Origin of the sequence: Laribacter hongkongensis DSM 14985, from assembly GCF_000423285.1 — a bacterium.
GTDB lineage: Bacteria > Pseudomonadota > Gammaproteobacteria > Burkholderiales > Aquaspirillaceae > Laribacter > Laribacter hongkongensis.
Genome location: NZ_AUHR01000002.1, coordinates 1 through 17,127, shown reverse-complemented (window position 1 = coordinate 17,127; position 17,127 = coordinate 1). Strand labels below are relative to the sequence as shown.

Sequence of the window (17,127 nt, the reverse complement as noted above, 5' to 3'; positions counted from 1 at the left end):
CAATCTCTGCGAGGAACACCACATGAACAACGCAATGAAGATCCTGGACCTGTACGCCAGCATCAACCACCGTCCGCGCACCTCGCTGGAGCGCGAGTTCCGCCGGGTCGATGCCAGCAACCGCCGGCCGCGGCAAACGGCCAGCCAGCCGTTCCGGATCGGCGAAGTCCGACACAGCGAACGCTGACCCCCATCCACCCCGCCGGCCTTCCTCAGCCGGCTTGTTTTTGTCTGCAACCCTGTCCTACACCGACGGTGTTTTTCCCAGCGAACGCGCCAGCCCGTCAGCCACCCGCCATGCCTGGGCGTACACGCTGACCTGCGGATTGGCCCCGATGCTGGTCGGAAACAGCGAGCCGTCGCACACCGTCACGTTATCCAGCCCCCACAGCCGCCCGTCCGGATTCACCGCCCCCTGCCGCGGTCCGGTGCCCATGGCGCATCCGCCCATGACGTGCGCGCTCACCACCCGGGTACTGAGAGCCCGCAAATCCAGGCCGTCCAGCGCCTTGCGGCATGCTGTCATGCTCTCCAGCGGCGCCAGCCGTTCGTCCAGCGGCAACACCTGCCGGGCACCCGCAGCAAACTGGATGTCAGCCATCGCCAGCAAGGCCCGCCGGGCGGCCTGCCAGAATACCGGCGTCAGTGGGTAGTCCAGCTGCGGCCGGCCGGCCTTGACGCTGACCGTGCCGCCAGCCAGATCCGGATGAAACCCGTCCCGAACAAGGGCAATCAGGACGTTGAGCCTGGGCAGGTCCGCCATCAGCCCGGCATGGCGGTCGCCGAAACCGGTCAGGGTCACGGCAGCCAGCAGGGGATGAACCGGCGGAGCTTCCAGCTTGAAGCCCGGCCGGCCGTCGACCGGATCAAGATGCAGGAAGTGATCCGAATAAACGCTTTGGGGTGCGCCCTCGAACGGTCGCACCGGTGTGGCAAACACGGCACCGGATACCAGGGTCGGATGCAGGCAGGTAGCACGCCCGATGCGGCCACCGGCATCCGGCACCCGGCTCTTGAGCAAAAGTGCCGGCGTATTGATGGCACCACCGGCCAGCACCACCTGGTCGGCCCGGATGTGCAAGGTACGGCCGGTGGGCGTCACGCCATCCGGGCCGAGGGCTGCCACCCGCACGCCACTGGCGCGCCGCCCTTGCCATTCCACGGCCTCCACCCGGGCCCGGTGCACCAGGCGCGCACCGCGCTCCAGCGCCGCCGGCAAAGCGGTCAGCAACATCGACTGCTTGGCATTGGTCGGACAGCCCATGCCGCAATAACCAAGGTTCCAGCAGCCCCGCACGTTGCGGCGGATGCGTGCATGCGGGATGCCCAGTGCCTCACAGCCACGGGCCAGCACGGCATTGTTGGGATTGGGGTCGGCCAGCCAGTCGCTGACCCCCACCAGCGCCTCGGCCCGCTCGAACCACGGCACCATGCCGGCCGGGTCCAGCGGCAGCCCGAGCCGGTCATGCCAGTAGGCCAGTGTGGTTTCGGGCGTGCGGAACGAGGTCGTCCAGTTCACCAGCGTCGAACCGCCCACCGCCCGCCCTTGCAGGATGGTGATGGCGTGATCGCGGGTCTGGCGCGCGGCGGCATCCTGGTACAGCGCCGGATACGCCTCGGCTTCGCGCAGGGTGAAATCGGACGACGAATACAGCCCGCCCTCTTCCAGCACGATCACCTCCAGCCCGGCCGAACTCAGGACATGGGCGGCAATCGCCCCGCCCGCCCCGCTGCCGGCAATCACCACGTCAGCACGCCAGACGGCATCCTCCTGCAAGCGCGCGGCATCCGTCACCCGCCAGCCACGGGCCAGCCCTTCACGTACCGGATCTGCAATCATCTTTTTTCATTCACCTTGCCGGGCCGCCAGCACCACAGCCGGCGGTCCTTCGTATCCGGTTGCGGCCCAGTGGGCCGGGTTGCCGTACCACGCAGCCAGCACCAGCTTGTGCAGGCCGCAATACACTGACCGCACCAGCGGTAGCGGACTGCCTTGCAGGCGGGCCAGCGCCCGTGCCGCCGCATCCGGCCGTACCCGGTCCCATGCCGGCAGCCGCAGGTACAGCCAGCGCACCGGGGGAAAGGACAGGAAGGCAAAGAGCTCTCCGATTTCCTGCTGCATGGGTGTGGGCAGGCTGGAAATGGCGGTATCCAGCCCAGCCAGTAGCGTCTGTCCGGCTTCCGGATCATCTGCCGGCCAGCGGCCGACCAGCGCCGGCGCCAGGGCCAGCACGACAGTCCGGCCAGTCGGACTCAGGCAGGATTCGCCGGGTGCGCAGACGGCGGGCCTGCCTGCAGACGACTGCGCCCACCAGCCGGCCAGCACCAGGGCCGCGCCGCCTGCTGCGCCGGCTTTGAGCAACTGGCGCCGGGTCACGACGGTCATCGTCAGCGCACCATCAGGCGCAGCAAGGCCTGTACCCGCTTGCCGTACGGTGCGCCGGCCATCCAGCTGGTACCCCAGCGGCTCTGGGCAAACACGGCCCGCAGGTGGCTGAACGTGTCAAAGCCGGTCTGGCCGTGATAGGCCCCCATGCCCGAAGGGCCGATGCCGCCGAACGGCAGGTCGTCCTGGGCAATGTGCAGCAGGGTGTCGTTGAGGGTGACGCCGCCGGAACGGGTTGCCGCCAGGATCTGCCCGATGCGGCGGTTGTCATGGTCAAACAGGTACAGCGCCAGCGGATGCGGCCGCTCGGCAATGTAGCGGACCGCGGCATCCAGGCTGTCGTACGTCACGACAGGCAGCAACGGCCCGAAGATTTCTTCCTGCATGATGGCCGAACCGGCCGGCGCATCCAGCACCAGGGCCGGCGCCAGCTTGCCGCCACGGCAGCCGGTCTCGGCCGACAGCGGCACGATGCGCGCGCCCTGACGCCCGGCCTCGTCCAGCAGTCCTTGCAGGCGCTGGCGGTGGCGCTCGCTGATGATGGCGCTGTAATCCGGGTTGTCGTGGATGACCGGATAGGCACGCACAGCGGCTGCCCGCAGTTCGTTCACCAGTGCCTCGCATTCGTGGCGCGGCACCAGTACGTAGTCCGGTGCGATGCAGGTCTGTCCGGCATTGACGAGCTTGCCGGCAATGATGCGCTCGGCCACGTGCTTAAGCGGCTGGCCCGGTGCTACCAGCACCGGCGACTTGCCGCCCAGCTCCAGCGTCACCGGCGTCAGGTGGGTGCTGGCCGCGGCCATGACCAGCCGGCCGACCGCTGTCGAACCGGTAAACAGCAGGTGATCGAACGGCATGGCGGAAAAACGGCGGGCCACCTCCGGACCGCCCTCGACCACCGCTGCGATGCTGTCGCCCAGATACTGCTCGCACATTTCGCGCAGCAGGGCACCGGTGGCCGGTGTCAGTTCGCTGGTCTTGATCAGTACCCGGTTGCCGGCGGCCAGTGCCGACACCAGCGGGCCGATCGCCAGATAGACCGGGTAGTTCCACGGCACGATCACGCCGACCCCGCCCTTGGGCTGCGGCAGGACCCGGCTGCGGCCGGGCTGGAACCAGATGCCGGTATGGCAGCGGCGCGGCTTCATCCAGCGCGCCAGCTGCTTTTTGGCGTGCCGTACCGCTTCGATTGCGGGAAACAGTTCCAGCAGCTGCGTTTCCACCGGCGAGCGGTGACCGAAGTCCCGGCTGACGGCCTCAGCCCAGCGGGGCGCCGCCTCCACCAGCATGGCATGCACGGCGGCCAGCCAGCGCAGCCGGGTGGCGTAATCCGGAAAGGGCTCGCCGGCAACGGCCTGGCGGTGCAACTGGAACAGCCGGCCCAGCCGGTTCAGGGCAAGCGCATCGTCAGGGAGAACGTCCATGCTATGCTGGTTTTCCTGGAGCATCTCGGTCATGTTGGCAGTCTGGCGTCAAAGCACGCCGGTTTAGAGTGACAGCTCCAGTTTTTCACGCCCTGCCGACAATTTCAAACGATTGTTTCATCATGTTGCTCGATTTCTTTTACGCGTTGCGTGCGGCCAACATCCCGGTCAGCACCACGGAATTCCTGGCTTTGCTGGGTGCCTTGCGCGCCCGGCTGGCGTTTGGCAGTCTGGAAACCTTCTACGCCCTGTCACGCACCATCCTCGTCAAGGATGAAAAGCACTACGACCGCTTTGACCGCGTTTTTGCTGCCCACTTCAACGGCGTCAGTGACGGACTGGAAGACCTGCAACGCCAGATTCCCGAAGACTGGCTGCGCAAGCTGGTCGAAAAGCACCTGAGCGCCGAAGAAAAGGCCGCCCTTCAGGGCATGGGCTGGGATGAACTGATGCGCACGCTCAAGGAACGGCTGGCCGAGCAGCACGAACGGCATCAGGGCGGCAGCAAATGGATCGGCACCGGCGGCACCAGCCCGTTCGGCGCCTATGGCTACAATCCGGCCGGTGTCCGCATCGGCCAGGACGGCTCGCGCCACCGGCGCGCCGTCAAGGTGTGGGACAAGCGTGAATTCCGCAACCTAGACGCAGGAGCAGAGCTAAGCCCGCGCAACATGCAGGTTGCCCTGCGCCGGCTGCGGGCGTTTGCCCGCCAGGGTGCCAGCGACCGGCTGGACCTGGACGCCACGCTCAGCAGCACTGCCCGCCACGGCGGCCTGCTGGATCTGGTTTTCCGCCCGGAGCTGCGCGAATCCACCAAACTGCTGCTGCTTCTGGACATCGGCGGCTCGATGGATGACCACATCCGCGAAGTGGCCGCCCTGTTTGCTGCGGCCAGGGCCGAATTCAAGCATCTGGAGTTTTTCTACTTCCACAACTGCGTCTACGAGTCGCTGTGGAAGGACAACGCCCGCCGTCATGATTCCCGTACGGCCACGCTGGATGTCCTGCACACGTTTGGCCCCGACTACCGGCTGATCCTTGTCGGCGACGCCAGCATGAGCCCGTACGAAATCGTCTACCCCGGCGGCAGCGTCGAGCACATGAACGAAGAAAGCGGTGAAGTGTGGATGCAGCGCCTGCTGGCGCATTTCCGCCATGCCGTCTGGCTCAATCCGCTGCCGCAGGCGCACTGGCCGTACGTCCAGTCGGTCGGCATGCTGCGCCAGCTGATGCAGGAGCGCATGTGCCCGCTGACGCTGGACGGCCTGACCGACGCCACCCGCTGGCTCCGGCGCACGCCGTAACCCTGTGTCAGGGCAGACCGCCGGAACAGCCGTCCGGACAAGCAGACAGGCCGCATGTGCGGCCTGTCGTACATGGAGTGCCGTTGCGGCTCAGAAGCTCAGTGCGGCACCGACAAACGGCCCGTCGGCCAGCTTGCGCTTCCAGCTGCCACCGGCCAGCTCCACGTCGCTGTAGCGATAGCCGGCCGACACGGTCAGCGGCTTGAACGGCGTAAAGCTGGCACCGATTTCACCATCCTGGTACTGGTGGATATTGCCGCTGGCCATGCCGTTGCTGGCAGCATAGCCTTGGGCATACACGCCAAAGCTTTGTCCCAGCGACATGCCGATCCGGCCGCCTACCGGCACGGCCCATTCATTGCGGCCGGCCACATCCAGATAGCTCAGCTTCGCACCGGCCGTCAGCATGACCGGGCCCAGCGGCAGCGAAAAACCGGCGCCCAGCGACAGGGTCTGGTCATCACGGCTGTCACGGTGCAGATAGTCGGCCGACAGGCCCAGACCGGCACCACTGCTGGCGTACGACAGCGACTGGTAGTTCTCGCCAACCTGCACCCCCAGCCCTCCGGCATGGGAAACCAACGGCATGGCGGCCAGTGCCACCACGGCCAACAGACGGCTTTGCATAGGGAAATCCTCTCGAAATGGATAAAAAACTGCGGAAGCCCTGATTGTATCGAAACCGATTAGCCAGATGCGCAAAAGTAAAATAATTCACCAATTTCAATATGCTACCTGCGACATAACACGAAAACGAAATACTCTTGCAGCATATTGTTTCATTTTCCGGCCGAATCTCATCAGATGGTTTACGAGCGAACCAAGCACTCGCTAGAATCACCCAATCAACCAAGCAATTGCTCGGTAGAAAAATTCAACCCGGGATGGAGGAGAAAACGCATGACGACAGCCGGTCAACGCTTCCGCGACGCGGTCGCCAACGAAAAGCCGCTGCAAGTACTGGGCGCCATCAACGCCTACGCCGCCAAGCTCGCCGAGCACAGCGGCGCCAAGGCGCTTTACCTGTCGGGTGGCGGCGTGGCAGCCAGCTCGTGCGGCATTCCCGACCTCGGCATCACCACGCTGGAAGACGTGCTGGTCGACGCCCGCCGCATCACTGACGTGACCGACGTGCCGCTGCTGGTCGACATCGACACCGGCTGGGGCGGCGCCTTCAACATCGCCCGCGCCATCCGCGCCCTCGAGCGCGCCGGGGTGGCCGCCGTCCACATCGAAGACCAGGTGCAGCAAAAGCGCTGCGGCCACCGTCCGAACAAGGCCATCGTCAGCCAGGAAGAAATGGTCGACCGCGTCAAGGCCGCCGTTGATGCCCGCCGCGATGCCAGCTTCGTCATCATGGCCCGCACTGACGCCCTGGCCGTGGAAGGCCTCGAAGCCGCCATCGACCGCGCCCGGGCCTGCGTCGAAGCCGGTGCCGACATGATCTTCCCGGAAGCCATGACCGAGCTGTCGATGTACAAACAGTTTGCCGAAGCCGTCGGCGTACCGGTGCTGGCCAACATCACCGAATTCGGCTCCACCCCGCTCTACACCCGTGACCAGCTGGCCAGTGCCGATGTCAGCCTGATCCTCTACCCGCTGTCGGCCTTCCGTGCCATGAGCAAGGCCGCCCTCGGCGTATACGGCGCCATCCTCGGCAACGGTACCCAGCAGGGCGTGCTCGACACCATGCAGACCCGCATGGAACTCTACGATCACCTTGGCTACCACGGCTACGAGCAGAAGCTCGACGCCCTGTTCCGCGAACAGAAGGCCTGAGGCCCGCCCATGCCGCGCAACCTTTTCACCGGCATTCCGGCCGAGCTGCCGCAGGAATGGATGGAAACCCTGCTGGGCGGCCGCGGCCGCTTCCGGGTCGAACGGATCGTGTCGCGCGGCCATGCCTCACCCGAAGGATTCTGGTACGACCAGGACGAACACGAATGGGTGCTGCTGCTGTCGGGCACCGCCCGGCTGGAATTCGATGAACCGGCCCGTGTACTGGAACTGCGGCCCGGCGATGCGGTCACCATACCTGCACACGAACGCCACCGGGTGGCGGCCACCGCCCCCGGCCAGGACACGGTCTGGCTCGCCGTTTTCTACAAGCCCCAATAAAACCCACATTCACTGCAATGCATTTCAGGAGCTGGAGGTCAACATGAGCGAAACCCTGCAAGTTCTTCCCAAGGCCAAGAAATCGGTCGCCCTCTCCGGTGTTGCCGCCGGCAACACCGCCCTGTGCACCGTCGGCCGCACCGGTAACGACCTGCACTACCGCGGCTATGACATCCTCGATCTCGCCACCACCTGCGAATTCGAGGAAATTGCCTACCTGCTGGTACACGGCAAGCTGCCCAGCCACGCCGAGCTCGCCGGCTACAAGAAAAAACTCAAGTCGCTGCGCGGCCTGCCGGCCAGCGTGAAATCGGCTCTCGAAGCCCTGCCGGCGGCCAGCCACCCGATGGACGTGATGCGGACCGCCGTTTCGGTACTGGGCTGCACCCTGCCGGAAAAAGACGACCACAACGCACCAGGCGCCCGTGACATCGCCGACCGCCTGATCGCTTCGCTCGGCTCCGCCCTGCTCTACTGGTACCACTTCAGCACCAACGGCCGCCGCATCGAGGTGGAAACCGACGACGACTCCGTCGGCGGCCATTTCCTGCACCTCCTGCACGGTGAAAAGCCGTCCGACCTGTGGGTGCGCGCCATGCACACCTCGCTGGTGCTGTACGCCGAGCACGAATTCAACGCATCCACCTTCACCGGCCGCGTCATTGCCGGCACGGGATCGGACATGTACTCGGCCATTACCGGTGCCATCGGCGCCCTGCGCGGCCCGAAGCACGGCGGTGCCAACGAGGTCGCCTTCGAAGTGCAAAAGCGCTACGAAAGCCCGGATGAAGCCGAAGCCGACATCAAGGCCCGCGTCGAGAAAAAAGAAGTCGTCATCGGCTTTGGCCATCCGGTCTACACCATCGGCGATCCGCGCAACAAGGTGATCAAGGAAGTGGCACGTGACCTGTCGATCGAAGCCGGCGACATGAAGATGTTCAACATCGCCGAGCGTCTGGAGTCGGTCATGTGGGACATCAAGAAAATGTTCCCGAACCTCGACTGGTTCAGCGCCGTGTCCTACCACATGATGGGTGTACCGACTGCCATGTTCACCCCGCTGTTCGTCATCGCCCGCACCACCGGCTGGGCCGCCCACGTGATCGAACAGCGCGAGGACGGCAAGATCATCCGCCCGTCGGCCAACTACACCGGCCCGGAAAACCTGACGTTCGTGCCGATCGACGAACGCTGATCCACACCGGAGAGGGGGAGCGTCCTGCTGCATGCGGGACGGCTCCCCTTTGTCGCCCCTACTGCCCCGTCATCCGCCATGAATACACAATTCCGCAAAGCCCTGCCCGGCACCGGGCTCGATTACTTTGATACCCGTGCCGCCGTCGAGGCGATCCAGCCCGGCGCCTACGCCACCCTGCCCTACACCTCGCGCGTGCTGGCTGAACAACTGGTCCGTCGCTGCGACCCGGCCAGCCTCACCGACTCGCTCAGGCAGCTGATCGAGCGCAAACGTGATCTGGACTTCCCGTGGTACCCGGCCCGCGTGGTCTGCCACGACATTCTCGGCCAGACCGCACTGGTCGATCTGGCCGGCCTGCGCGACGCCATCGCCGACCAGGGCGGCGACCCGTCGCTGGTCAATCCGGTGGTGCCGACCCAGCTGATCGTCGACCATTCGCTGGCCGTCGAATGCGGCGGCTTCGACCCGGAGGCCTTCGAGAAAAACCGCGCGATCGAAGACCGCCGTAACGAAGACCGTTTCCACTTCATCGAGTGGACCAAGACCGCGTTCAAGAACGTGGACGTGATCCCGGCCGGCAACGGCATCATGCACCAGATCAACCTGGAAAAAATGAGCCCGGTGATCCAGGCGCGCGACGGCGTGGCCTTCCCCGACACCTGTGTCGGCACCGACAGCCACACCCCGCACGTTGATGCACTGGGGGTAATCGCCATCGGCGTTGGCGGGCTGGAAGCGGAAACCGTGATGCTCGGCCACCCGTCGATGATGCGCCTGCCCGACATCGTCGGCGTCAGGCTGACCGGCCAGCGCCAACCCGGCATCACCGCCACCGACATCGTGCTGGCACTCACCGAGTTCCTGCGCAAGGAGCGCGTGGTCGGTGCCTACGTCGAATTCTTCGGCGAAGGCGCGGACAGCCTGTCGATCGGCGACCGCGCCACCATCTCCAATATGTGTCCGGAGTACGGCGCCACCGCGGCGATGTTCTACATCGACCAGCAGACCATCGATTACCTCAAGCTCACCGGCCGCGAGCCGGAACAGGTCGCGCTGGTGGAAACCTACGCCAAGACCACCGGCCTGTGGACCGACGCGCTGCAAAGCGCCCAGTACGAGCGCGTGCTGACGTTTGATTTGTCTACCGTCGTGCGCAATATGGCCGGCCCGTCCAACCCGCACAAACGCCTGCCCACTTCCGCTTTGCAAGAACGTGGCATCGCCGACGAAACCAGGCTCACCGCCGCACGCGATGAAGAAGCGCAAGGCCTGCTGCCGGACGGCGCGGTGATCATCGCTGCCATCACCAGCTGCACCAACACGTCCAACCCGCGCAACGTGATCGCCGCCGGCCTGTTGGCCAAAAAGGCCAACACACTGGGGCTGACCCGTAAGCCGTGGGTGAAAAGCTCGTTCGCACCGGGCTCGAAAGTCGCCCGGCTGTACCTGGAAGAGGCCGGCCTGCTACCGGAGTTGGAAAAGATGGGCTTTGGCATCGTCGCCTACGCCTGCACCACCTGTAACGGCATGTCCGGCGCGCTCGACCCCGCAATCCAGCAGGAAATCATCGAGCGCGACCTCTACGCCACCGCCGTGCTGTCGGGCAACCGCAACTTCGACGGGCGCATCCACCCCTACGCCAAGCAGGCCTTCCTGGCCTCGCCACCGCTGGTGGTCGCCTACGCCATCGCCGGCACCATGCGCTTTGACATCGAACAGGACGTGCTGGGCGTGGTCGACGGCAAGGAAATCCGCCTGAAAGATTTGTGGCCGTCGGATGAGGAAATCGACGAGCTGGTCGCGTCCTGCGTGAAGCCGGAGCAGTTCAAGCAGATCTACATCCCGATGTTCGACCTGGGCAAAGCCGAGCAGGCCGAAAGCCCGCTTTACGCCTGGCGCCCGATGTCGACCTATATCCGCCGCCCGCCGTACTGGGACACCGAAGGCATGGGCGCGCTGGCCGCCAGCCCGCGCACGCTCAAGGGCATGCGTCCGCTGGCCATCCTGCCGGACAACATCACCACCGACCACCTGTCGCCGTCCAACGCCATTCTGGCCAGTTCCGCCGCCGGCGAATACCTCGCCAAGATGGGCCTGCCGGAAGAGGACTTCAACTCGTACGCCACCCACCGTGGCGACCACCTCACCGCCATGCGCGCCACCTTCGCCAACCCGCAGCTAGTCAACGAAATGGCCATTGTCGACGGTGCGGTGAAAAAGGGCTCGCTCGCCCGCGTCGAACCGGAAGGCAAGGTGATGCGGATGTGGGAGGCCATCGAAACCTATATGGCGCGCAAACAGCCGCTGATCATCGTTGCCGGCGCCGACTACGGCCAGGGTTCAAGCCGCGACTGGGCAGCCAAGGGCGTGCGTCTGGCCGGGGTGGAAGTGATCGTCGCCGAGGGCTTCGAGCGCATCCACCGCACCAATCTGATCGGCATGGGCGTGCTGCCGGTGGAATTCCAGCCGGGCACTACCCGCCTGACGCTGGGACTGGACGGCACCGAGACCTATGACATCCAGGGCAAGCTGTCGCCACGTTGCACACTGACGCTGGTGATCCACCGCCAGAACGGCGAAACCACCGAAGTACCGGTCACCTGCCGTCTGGATACCGCCGCCGAAGTGCGTGTCTACCAGGCGGGCGGTGTGTTGCAGCGCTTCGCGCAGGACTTCCTCGAGTCCAACGCTTCGCGCGAAACGGAACCCGCCTAAACGGACAGGCCGCGCTGGTGCGGAGCCGGGCACTACACAGCCCGGTTTCGCACCCGCCGGCCCTCCCACCCAGGAAACCCAGCCATGAGCCAACAACCCCAGATCCGGATTCCCGCCACCTACATGCGCGGCGGCACCAGCAAGGGCGTGTTCTTCCGCCTGCAGGACCTGCCGCCGGCATGCCAGCAACCGGGTGCGGCCCGTGACGCGCTGTTCATGCGCGTGATCGGCAGCCCCGACCCGTATGCCGCACACATCGACGGCATGGGTGGCGCCACTTCCAGCACCAGCAAGTGTGTGATCCTCAGCAGGAGCAGCGTCCCCGAGCATGACGTGGACTACCTGTACGGCCAGGTGTCGATCGACAAGCCGTGTGTCGACTGGTCGGGCAACTGCGGCAACCTCTCCACCGCTGCCGGTGCCTTTGCCATTCACGCCGGTCTGGTCGACCCGCTGCGCATCCCCGACAACGGCATCGCCGTCGTGCGCATCTGGCAGGCGAACATCGGCAAAACCATCATCGCCCACGTCCCGGTCACCAATGGCCAGGTACAGGAAACCGGTGATTTTGAGTTGGATGGTGTCACCTTCCCCGCCGCCGAAATCGTGCTTGAATTCATGGATCCGTCGGATGACGGTGATGCCGGCGGTTCGATGTTCCCCACCGGCAATCTGGTCGACCTGCTGGAAGTACCGGGTGTCGGCTGCTTCCCGGCAACCATGATCAGCTCCGGTATCCCGACCGTGTTCGTCAACGCGGCCGACATCGGTTACACCGGCACCGAACTGCGCGAAGCAATCAACAGCGACCCCGAGCAGCTGGCACGCTTCGAGAAGATCCGCGTTGCCGGTGCCTTGCGCATGGGCCTGATCAAGACGCCGGAAGAAGCCGCCACCCGCCAGCACACGCCGAAAATCGCCTTTGTCGCGCCGCCGGCGAGCTACACCGCGTCCAGCGGCAAAACCATCGATGCCGGTGAAATCGACCTGCTGGTGCGCGCGCTGTCGATGGGCAAGCTCCATCACGCGATGATGGGCACCTGCGCCGTCGCCATTGGTACCGCCGCTGCAGTGCCCGGCACGCTGGTGAATCTTGCCGCCGGCGGCGGCGAGAAGGACGCGGTACGCTTCGGCCACCCGTCGGGCACCTTGCGCGTCGGTGCCAGTGCCGTCTGCCAGAACGGCCAGTGGAGTGTCACCAAGGCCGTGATGAGCCGCAGCGCCCGCATCCTGATGGAAGGCTGGGTACGCGTACCGGCCACAATAGACTGAACAAAAAGTGCAGGTAAAATGAAATCGGGTGAATCTGAACGATTCACCCGATTTCGCTTGGACATAAACCGTATGGGCGTTGTGCAAACACGATGATTTGCGTCTTCAAGGCAGCCTTGCGGTCGGTAGAGTGAGAGACAGAATCAAGGGAGGTTCATAGCAAGCGACGCTTACGGAATCCCTTATTTATCAGATAGCACAGCAACTTCTGCGGTGAGGGTTCACTCACCACTTTTGTCGCTGCGACGCCCCCGGTATTGAGGAGCACATGAAGTTAGAGTCCAATCCACCATGACATGGAGATTGGACATGAAGAAACGTTTCACCGAAGAACAGATCATCGGGTTTCTGCGCGAAGCAGAAGCAGGCATGCCCGGAGCCGAACTGTGCAGCAACACGCTTCCTCGGAAGCCAACTATTACCTTTGACGCAGCAAGTTTGGTGGCATGAACGTCTCGGAGGCCAAGCGACTCAAAGAGCTGGAGAGCGAGAATGTGCGGCTGAAGAAGCTCCTGGCCGAGACGATGCTCGAGAACGAGATTGCCAAAGAGGCGCTGCGAAAAAAGTGGTGAGCGTCGATCGCTGCGTCTGGCTGGTATGAGCCCCGGTTCATTCCGTTACCAGCCCGCCACCGACCGCAATGCGGCCTTGAAAGCGAAGATCATCGCGCTCGCGCAACGTCACCGTCGTTACGGGGCTGGCATGATCTGTTTGAAGCTGCGGCAGGAAGGCATACGGGTCAATCACAAGCGAGTGGATCGGCTTTATGCCGAGGCGGGTCTGCAAATTCGCCGGCGCAAGAAGGTGCCGGTAGCAGCTCGTCACCCACTGGCTTGCCCTTTGGCGGCCAATCAGGTCTGGTCGATGGACTTTGCGTTCGACCGGACGGCGGAAGGCCGCGTCATCAAGAGTCTGACCGTCGTCGATGATGCCACGCACGAGGCAGTCGCGATCGTGCCGGAGCGCGCAATGAGTGGCATGCATCTGACGCGTGTCCTTGACCAGTTGGCGACAACACGCGGCTTGCCCAAAGCGACCAGGACAGATAACGGCAAGGAGTTCTGCAGTCGTACCATGCTCACCTGGGTGCATGCTCGTAGTGTTCAGCTCTTCCTCATCGAGCCCGGCAAGCCCAATCAGAACGCCTGCATCGAATCGTTTAACGGGCGCTTCCGGGATGAGTGCCTGAACGAACACTGGTTTACCAGCCTGCGCCATGCACAGGTCGTCATTGAAGCCTGGCGGAGGGAATACAACAACGAAAGACCCAAGAAAGCGCTTGGCGGTTTGACGCCGACGGCCTACGCCAAATCACTCGCTAAGAAATCAGGTAAATTAAGCTCGGACTCTAAAGCGCTCTGCTACTGAGAACGGGGAGACGTCGGCCATATAAGAAATAATAACCAGTTTCCGAAAAAACGTGCTTGCGACACAATTCGACGATCAGCATGTCGAACCGATTTCATCACCCATTGTGCCTGCTCATGCAAGATACGGGTGCAAACAGCGCTCCCTTTAGCTGCGCAACTGGCTGCAACAACCGGAGCACCATGGTTATGCTTGGCTGGTTTGCCCTGCCACACGAGCAATCAGGGCAGACAAGGCTGTTTCAACGGTTTGCCAGCGAATTCCGGCACGATCACCACTGAAGTGATGTACAAAGGCTTCCACACGCAGATCCGGGCCTGCAATGGCAAACCAGACCGTTCCGACCGGCTTGGCCGCACTGCTGCCTCCCGGACCTGCCACACCACTGACAGCAATGCTCCAGTCTGCTCCGGACAACCTTTGCACCCCAGTTGCCATTTGCCGCACAACGGCCTCGCTCACGGCCCCATGGTCATACAAGGTTTCGGGCTGCACGGCCAGCAGCTGCATCTTGGCAGCATTGGCATAACTGACTACTCCCCATCCAAACCAGTGACTTGAACCGGCAACTTCGGTCAGGGTGGCCGAGATCAAGCCTCCGGTACAGGATTCGGCCGTCGCCAGTGACTGACCGTACTGGAGCAAAAAGCGACCAAGGTCAGACGACAAGGCCAGCAAATGATCGGTCATGACCTGCATCCTCGCGTGCGATAGCGTTCAATCAGGGCATTCGTTGAACTGTCATGCTTGGGTGGTTTTGTTGAAGCCAGCTCGGGCGCGATGCGCTTGGCCAGTTGCTTGCCGTATTCAACCCCCCATTGATCAAACGAGTTGATACCCCAGATCACGCCCTGAACAAATACCTTGTGTTCATAAGCGGCCAGAAGCATTCCCAAAAAATGAGGAGAAAGTTCGTCGATAACAATCGTATTGGATGGCTGATTGCCGGGAAATACTTTTTGTGGCAACAAGGCATCAAGCAATTCTCCGGTCACACCGGCTGCCTGCAATTCTTCCAATACCTCGGTATCCGTCTTGCCCCGCATCAGGGCTTCCGTTTGCGCCAAGCAGTTTGCCACGAGCTGTTGGTGATGTTGTCCAATAGCGTAATGACTACGCAAAGGCAAGATAAAGTCGCAAGGCACCAGTCGCGTTCCTTGATGCAGCAACTGAAAAAATGCGTGCTGGCTATTGACACCGACCTCTCCCCATACAACAGGACCGGTATCAAAGTCCAGCATTTCACCAAATCGCCCTACCCGTTTCCCGTTTGATTCCATATCAAGTTGCTGCAAATAAGCAGGTAGTCTTGCAAGGCCATGAGCGTAAGGCATGATGGCATGGGTATGGGCACCGTAAAAAGTGTTGTACCAGACTCCCAATAAAGCCATCACCACTGGAATGTTTTTTTCATGCGGAGCAGTAAAAAAATGCTGGTCCATTTCCCGTGCGCCATCAAGAAAGGCCCTGAAGTGCCTCTCTCCGATAGCAATCATGACAGACAGGCCAATGGCAGACCAGACGGAATAGCGCCCTCCTACCCAATCCCAAAACCGGAACATCTGCTCAGGAGCGATCCCAAAATCCTTGACAGCCTCAACATTGCTTGAAATGGCTACAAAATGTTTTGAGACATCAGAACCTTGTGCTTTTTGCAAGAACCACGCTTTAGCTGCATATGCATTATCAAGTGTTTCTGGCGTAGAAAAAGATTTTGATGAAACGATAAACAAGGTAGTAGCCTGATCAAGACCCTCCAAGGTCTGAGCAAGATCTGCCCCATCAAGGTTGGAAACAAAATGCACACGGATATCAGACAGAGCATATGGATGCAAAGCCTGCACTGCCAGCCGAGGCCCTAGATCAGAACCTCCTATACCAATATTGACAACATCCCGAATGGGAGAGCCATTAAAACCACACCATATTTTTTGACGGATTTTTTCAGAAAAATCAAAGCATCGACGAAGTTCCCGGTGGACAACAGGCACAACATTTTGCCCATCAACAGAATAAACATCATCTACACTTGCCCTTAAAGCAAAGTGCATGACGGCACGATGCTCACTGGTATTGATCTGCTCTCCTAGACGTGCCGCTTCAACCCAGTCACTCAGACCTGCCACTTTTGAAAGCTCAACCAAAAGATCCAATGAGCGGCCAGTAATTCTGTTTTTTGAAAAATCCAACAAAAAACCGTTTAAATCAATCGAAAAATTCAAAAATCTGTCAGATTCAGCCTCAAATAAATCCCGCATCTCCACATGCCTTGTAGATCTCTGATGCAAATGAAGCTGAGCCCATACAGAAGTCAGATTAATTTCATTAATCGATTGAAATCTCATGTTTCCACCAAATCTTATAGCTTAATAAAATAATCCCGATAGTATTTTAGTTCATCAATAGACTCGTGAATATCTGCCAGCGCCTCATGTTTCCCGCTCTTTTTAAAACCCTTTGAAAGTTCAGGCTTCCATCTTTTACATAATTCTTTAAGAGTAGACACATCGAGATTGCGATAATGGAAATACTCTTCCAGATCAGGCATCCAGCGAGCCATAAAACGCCGGTCTTGACAGATAGAATTACCACACATAGGAGAGGTTTTAACAGGAATATATTCCTTCATGAACGAAAGTACTTGTTGAGAAACCGAATTTTCATTCTGGGTTGACTGTAGTACCTTCTCAATCAAGCCACTACGGCCATGCGTAGATTTGTTCCAGTCATCCATAGAGTCCAGAATACTTGCAGACTGATTAACGACCAAGACAGGAGACTCAGCAATGATATTCAAATTACCATCAGTAATGACCATGGCGACCTCCAGAATACGATCAGTATCCGGATTCAAACCCGTCATTTCCATATCAATCCAAGCAAGGTTATTCTGGTCTTGTAACATAACAATGATTCCTATTCACATAAAATATTGACTAAGATTTATTCTAAATAAAAACACAATAGCAAAAACACACAATTGATCAACAAAAATCAAAAATATACCACCCCCCCCTAAAAAGCAAAGGCCCCCAGCGTGTGCTGGGGGCCTTGATGGGGAGCCTGGCGGTGTCCTACTTTCGCACGGGTATCCGTACTATCATCGGCGCTAAGTGGTTTCACGGTCCTGTTCGGGATGGGAAGGGGTGGGACCCACTCGCTATGGCCACCAGGCATAAACTGTCGAGCCGTCGTGCTGCTTTCGCAACACGCCGCCTCATCAAACGGTCAAAGAAGTGACAGGTCAGATCGATCGTCGCATTCACTGAATGCTTCAACTTATAGGATCAAGCCTCACGGGTAATTAGTATCGGTTAGCTTAACGCATTACTGCGCTTCCAC

At 61.1% G+C, this 17,127-nt stretch carries 14 protein-coding genes, 1 rRNA gene and 1 pseudogene; 8 read left to right on the top strand and 8 right to left on the bottom strand.

Translation table 11 applies throughout. The annotated features are described in order from the left end of the window. The first annotated feature begins 22 nt into the window (after positions 1-22). Positions 23-187 (top strand): hypothetical protein, encoded by a 165-nt coding sequence (locus tag G542_RS18360; RefSeq protein WP_012697770.1) that lies wholly within the window; start codon positions 23-25, stop codon positions 185-187. A gap of 57 nt (positions 188-244) precedes the next feature. Here G542_RS18360 and G542_RS0101605 read toward each other — a convergent pair whose 3' ends face one another. Genes G542_RS0101605 through G542_RS0101595 form a run of 3 tightly spaced genes read right to left on the bottom strand, consistent with a single transcriptional unit; the run spans position 245 to position 3,810 of the window. Then, positions 245-1,840 carry a GMC family oxidoreductase gene (locus G542_RS0101605; RefSeq protein WP_027823198.1) on the bottom strand — a complete coding sequence of 532 codons (1,596 nt, stop codon included), beginning with the start codon at positions 1,838-1,840 and terminating at the stop codon, positions 245-247. A gap of 6 nt (positions 1,841-1,846) precedes the next feature. After that, a complete protein-coding gene (locus G542_RS0101600; RefSeq protein ID WP_027823197.1) occupies positions 1,847-2,386 on the bottom strand; it encodes a twin-arginine translocation signal domain-containing protein in 540 nt (179 codons plus the stop codon). A 2-nt stretch (positions 2,387-2,388) separates the two neighbouring features. After that, complete coding sequence (locus tag G542_RS0101595) at positions 2,389-3,810, bottom strand: coniferyl aldehyde dehydrogenase (protein WP_051189867.1); 1,422 nt, start codon at positions 3,808-3,810, stop codon at positions 2,389-2,391. 122 nt (positions 3,811-3,932) lie between these two features. Here G542_RS0101595 and G542_RS0101590 point away from each other — a divergent pair, with 122 nt between their 5' ends. Further along, a complete protein-coding gene (locus G542_RS0101590) occupies positions 3,933-5,114 on the top strand; it encodes a vWA domain-containing protein (RefSeq protein ID WP_027823195.1) in 1,182 nt (393 codons plus the stop codon). A gap of 90 nt (positions 5,115-5,204) precedes the next feature. Here G542_RS0101590 and G542_RS0101585 read toward each other — a convergent pair whose 3' ends face one another. Continuing rightward, on the bottom strand, positions 5,205-5,741 hold the full coding sequence (locus G542_RS0101585) for a YfaZ family outer membrane protein (protein WP_012697775.1): 537 nt from the start codon (positions 5,739-5,741) through the stop codon (positions 5,205-5,207). Positions 5,742-6,014: 273 nt separating this feature from the next. Between G542_RS0101585 and prpB the strand changes: the two genes are divergently transcribed. From prpB to G542_RS0101550, 6 genes and pseudogenes are all read left to right on the top strand, one after another. Next, a complete protein-coding gene (prpB, locus tag G542_RS0101580; protein ID WP_012697776.1) occupies positions 6,015-6,893 on the top strand; it encodes a methylisocitrate lyase in 879 nt (292 codons plus the stop codon). 9 nt (positions 6,894-6,902) lie between these two features. Beyond that, a complete protein-coding gene (locus tag G542_RS0101575) occupies positions 6,903-7,232 on the top strand; it encodes a cupin domain-containing protein (RefSeq protein ID WP_027823194.1) in 330 nt (109 codons plus the stop codon). A gap of 43 nt (positions 7,233-7,275) precedes the next feature. Next, entirely contained in the window at positions 7,276-8,427 is a 1,152-nt protein-coding gene (gene prpC, locus G542_RS0101570) for a bifunctional 2-methylcitrate synthase/citrate synthase (RefSeq protein WP_012697778.1), read from the top strand. A gap of 78 nt (positions 8,428-8,505) precedes the next feature. After that, the gene (gene acnD / locus G542_RS0101565) at positions 8,506-11,145 is read left to right on the top strand and encodes a Fe/S-dependent 2-methylisocitrate dehydratase AcnD (protein ID WP_027823193.1); all 2,640 of its coding nucleotides are present in this window, start codon (positions 8,506-8,508) and stop codon (positions 11,143-11,145) included. 84 nt (positions 11,146-11,229) lie between these two features. Beyond that, entirely contained in the window at positions 11,230-12,417 is a 1,188-nt protein-coding gene (prpF, locus tag G542_RS0101560; protein WP_027823192.1) for a 2-methylaconitate cis-trans isomerase PrpF, read from the top strand. A gap of 309 nt (positions 12,418-12,726) precedes the next feature. Beyond that, positions 12,727-13,785 (top strand): annotated as a pseudogene (locus tag G542_RS0101550) (IS3 family transposase). A 186-nt stretch (positions 13,786-13,971) separates the two neighbouring features. Here the strand turns inward: G542_RS0101550 and G542_RS0101545 are convergent. The 4 genes from G542_RS0101545 to rrf form a co-directional block, all read right to left on the bottom strand. Continuing rightward, positions 13,972-14,475: a CinA family protein gene (locus G542_RS0101545; protein WP_012697785.1), complete on the bottom strand. Its 504-nt coding sequence runs from the start codon at positions 14,473-14,475 to the stop codon at positions 13,972-13,974. Next, positions 14,472-16,130 (bottom strand): glucose-6-phosphate isomerase, encoded by a 1,659-nt coding sequence (pgi, locus tag G542_RS17775; RefSeq protein ID WP_012697786.1) that lies wholly within the window; start codon positions 16,128-16,130, stop codon positions 14,472-14,474. Before pgi ends, G542_RS0101545 begins: the two co-directional genes overlap by 4 nt. A gap of 14 nt (positions 16,131-16,144) precedes the next feature. Continuing rightward, a complete protein-coding gene (gene orn / locus G542_RS0101530; protein ID WP_027823189.1) occupies positions 16,145-16,690 on the bottom strand; it encodes an oligoribonuclease in 546 nt (181 codons plus the stop codon). Positions 16,691-16,846: 156 nt separating this feature from the next. After that, positions 16,847-16,959 (bottom strand): 5S ribosomal RNA (gene rrf, locus G542_RS0101525). Positions 16,960-17,127 lie beyond the last annotated feature (168 nt).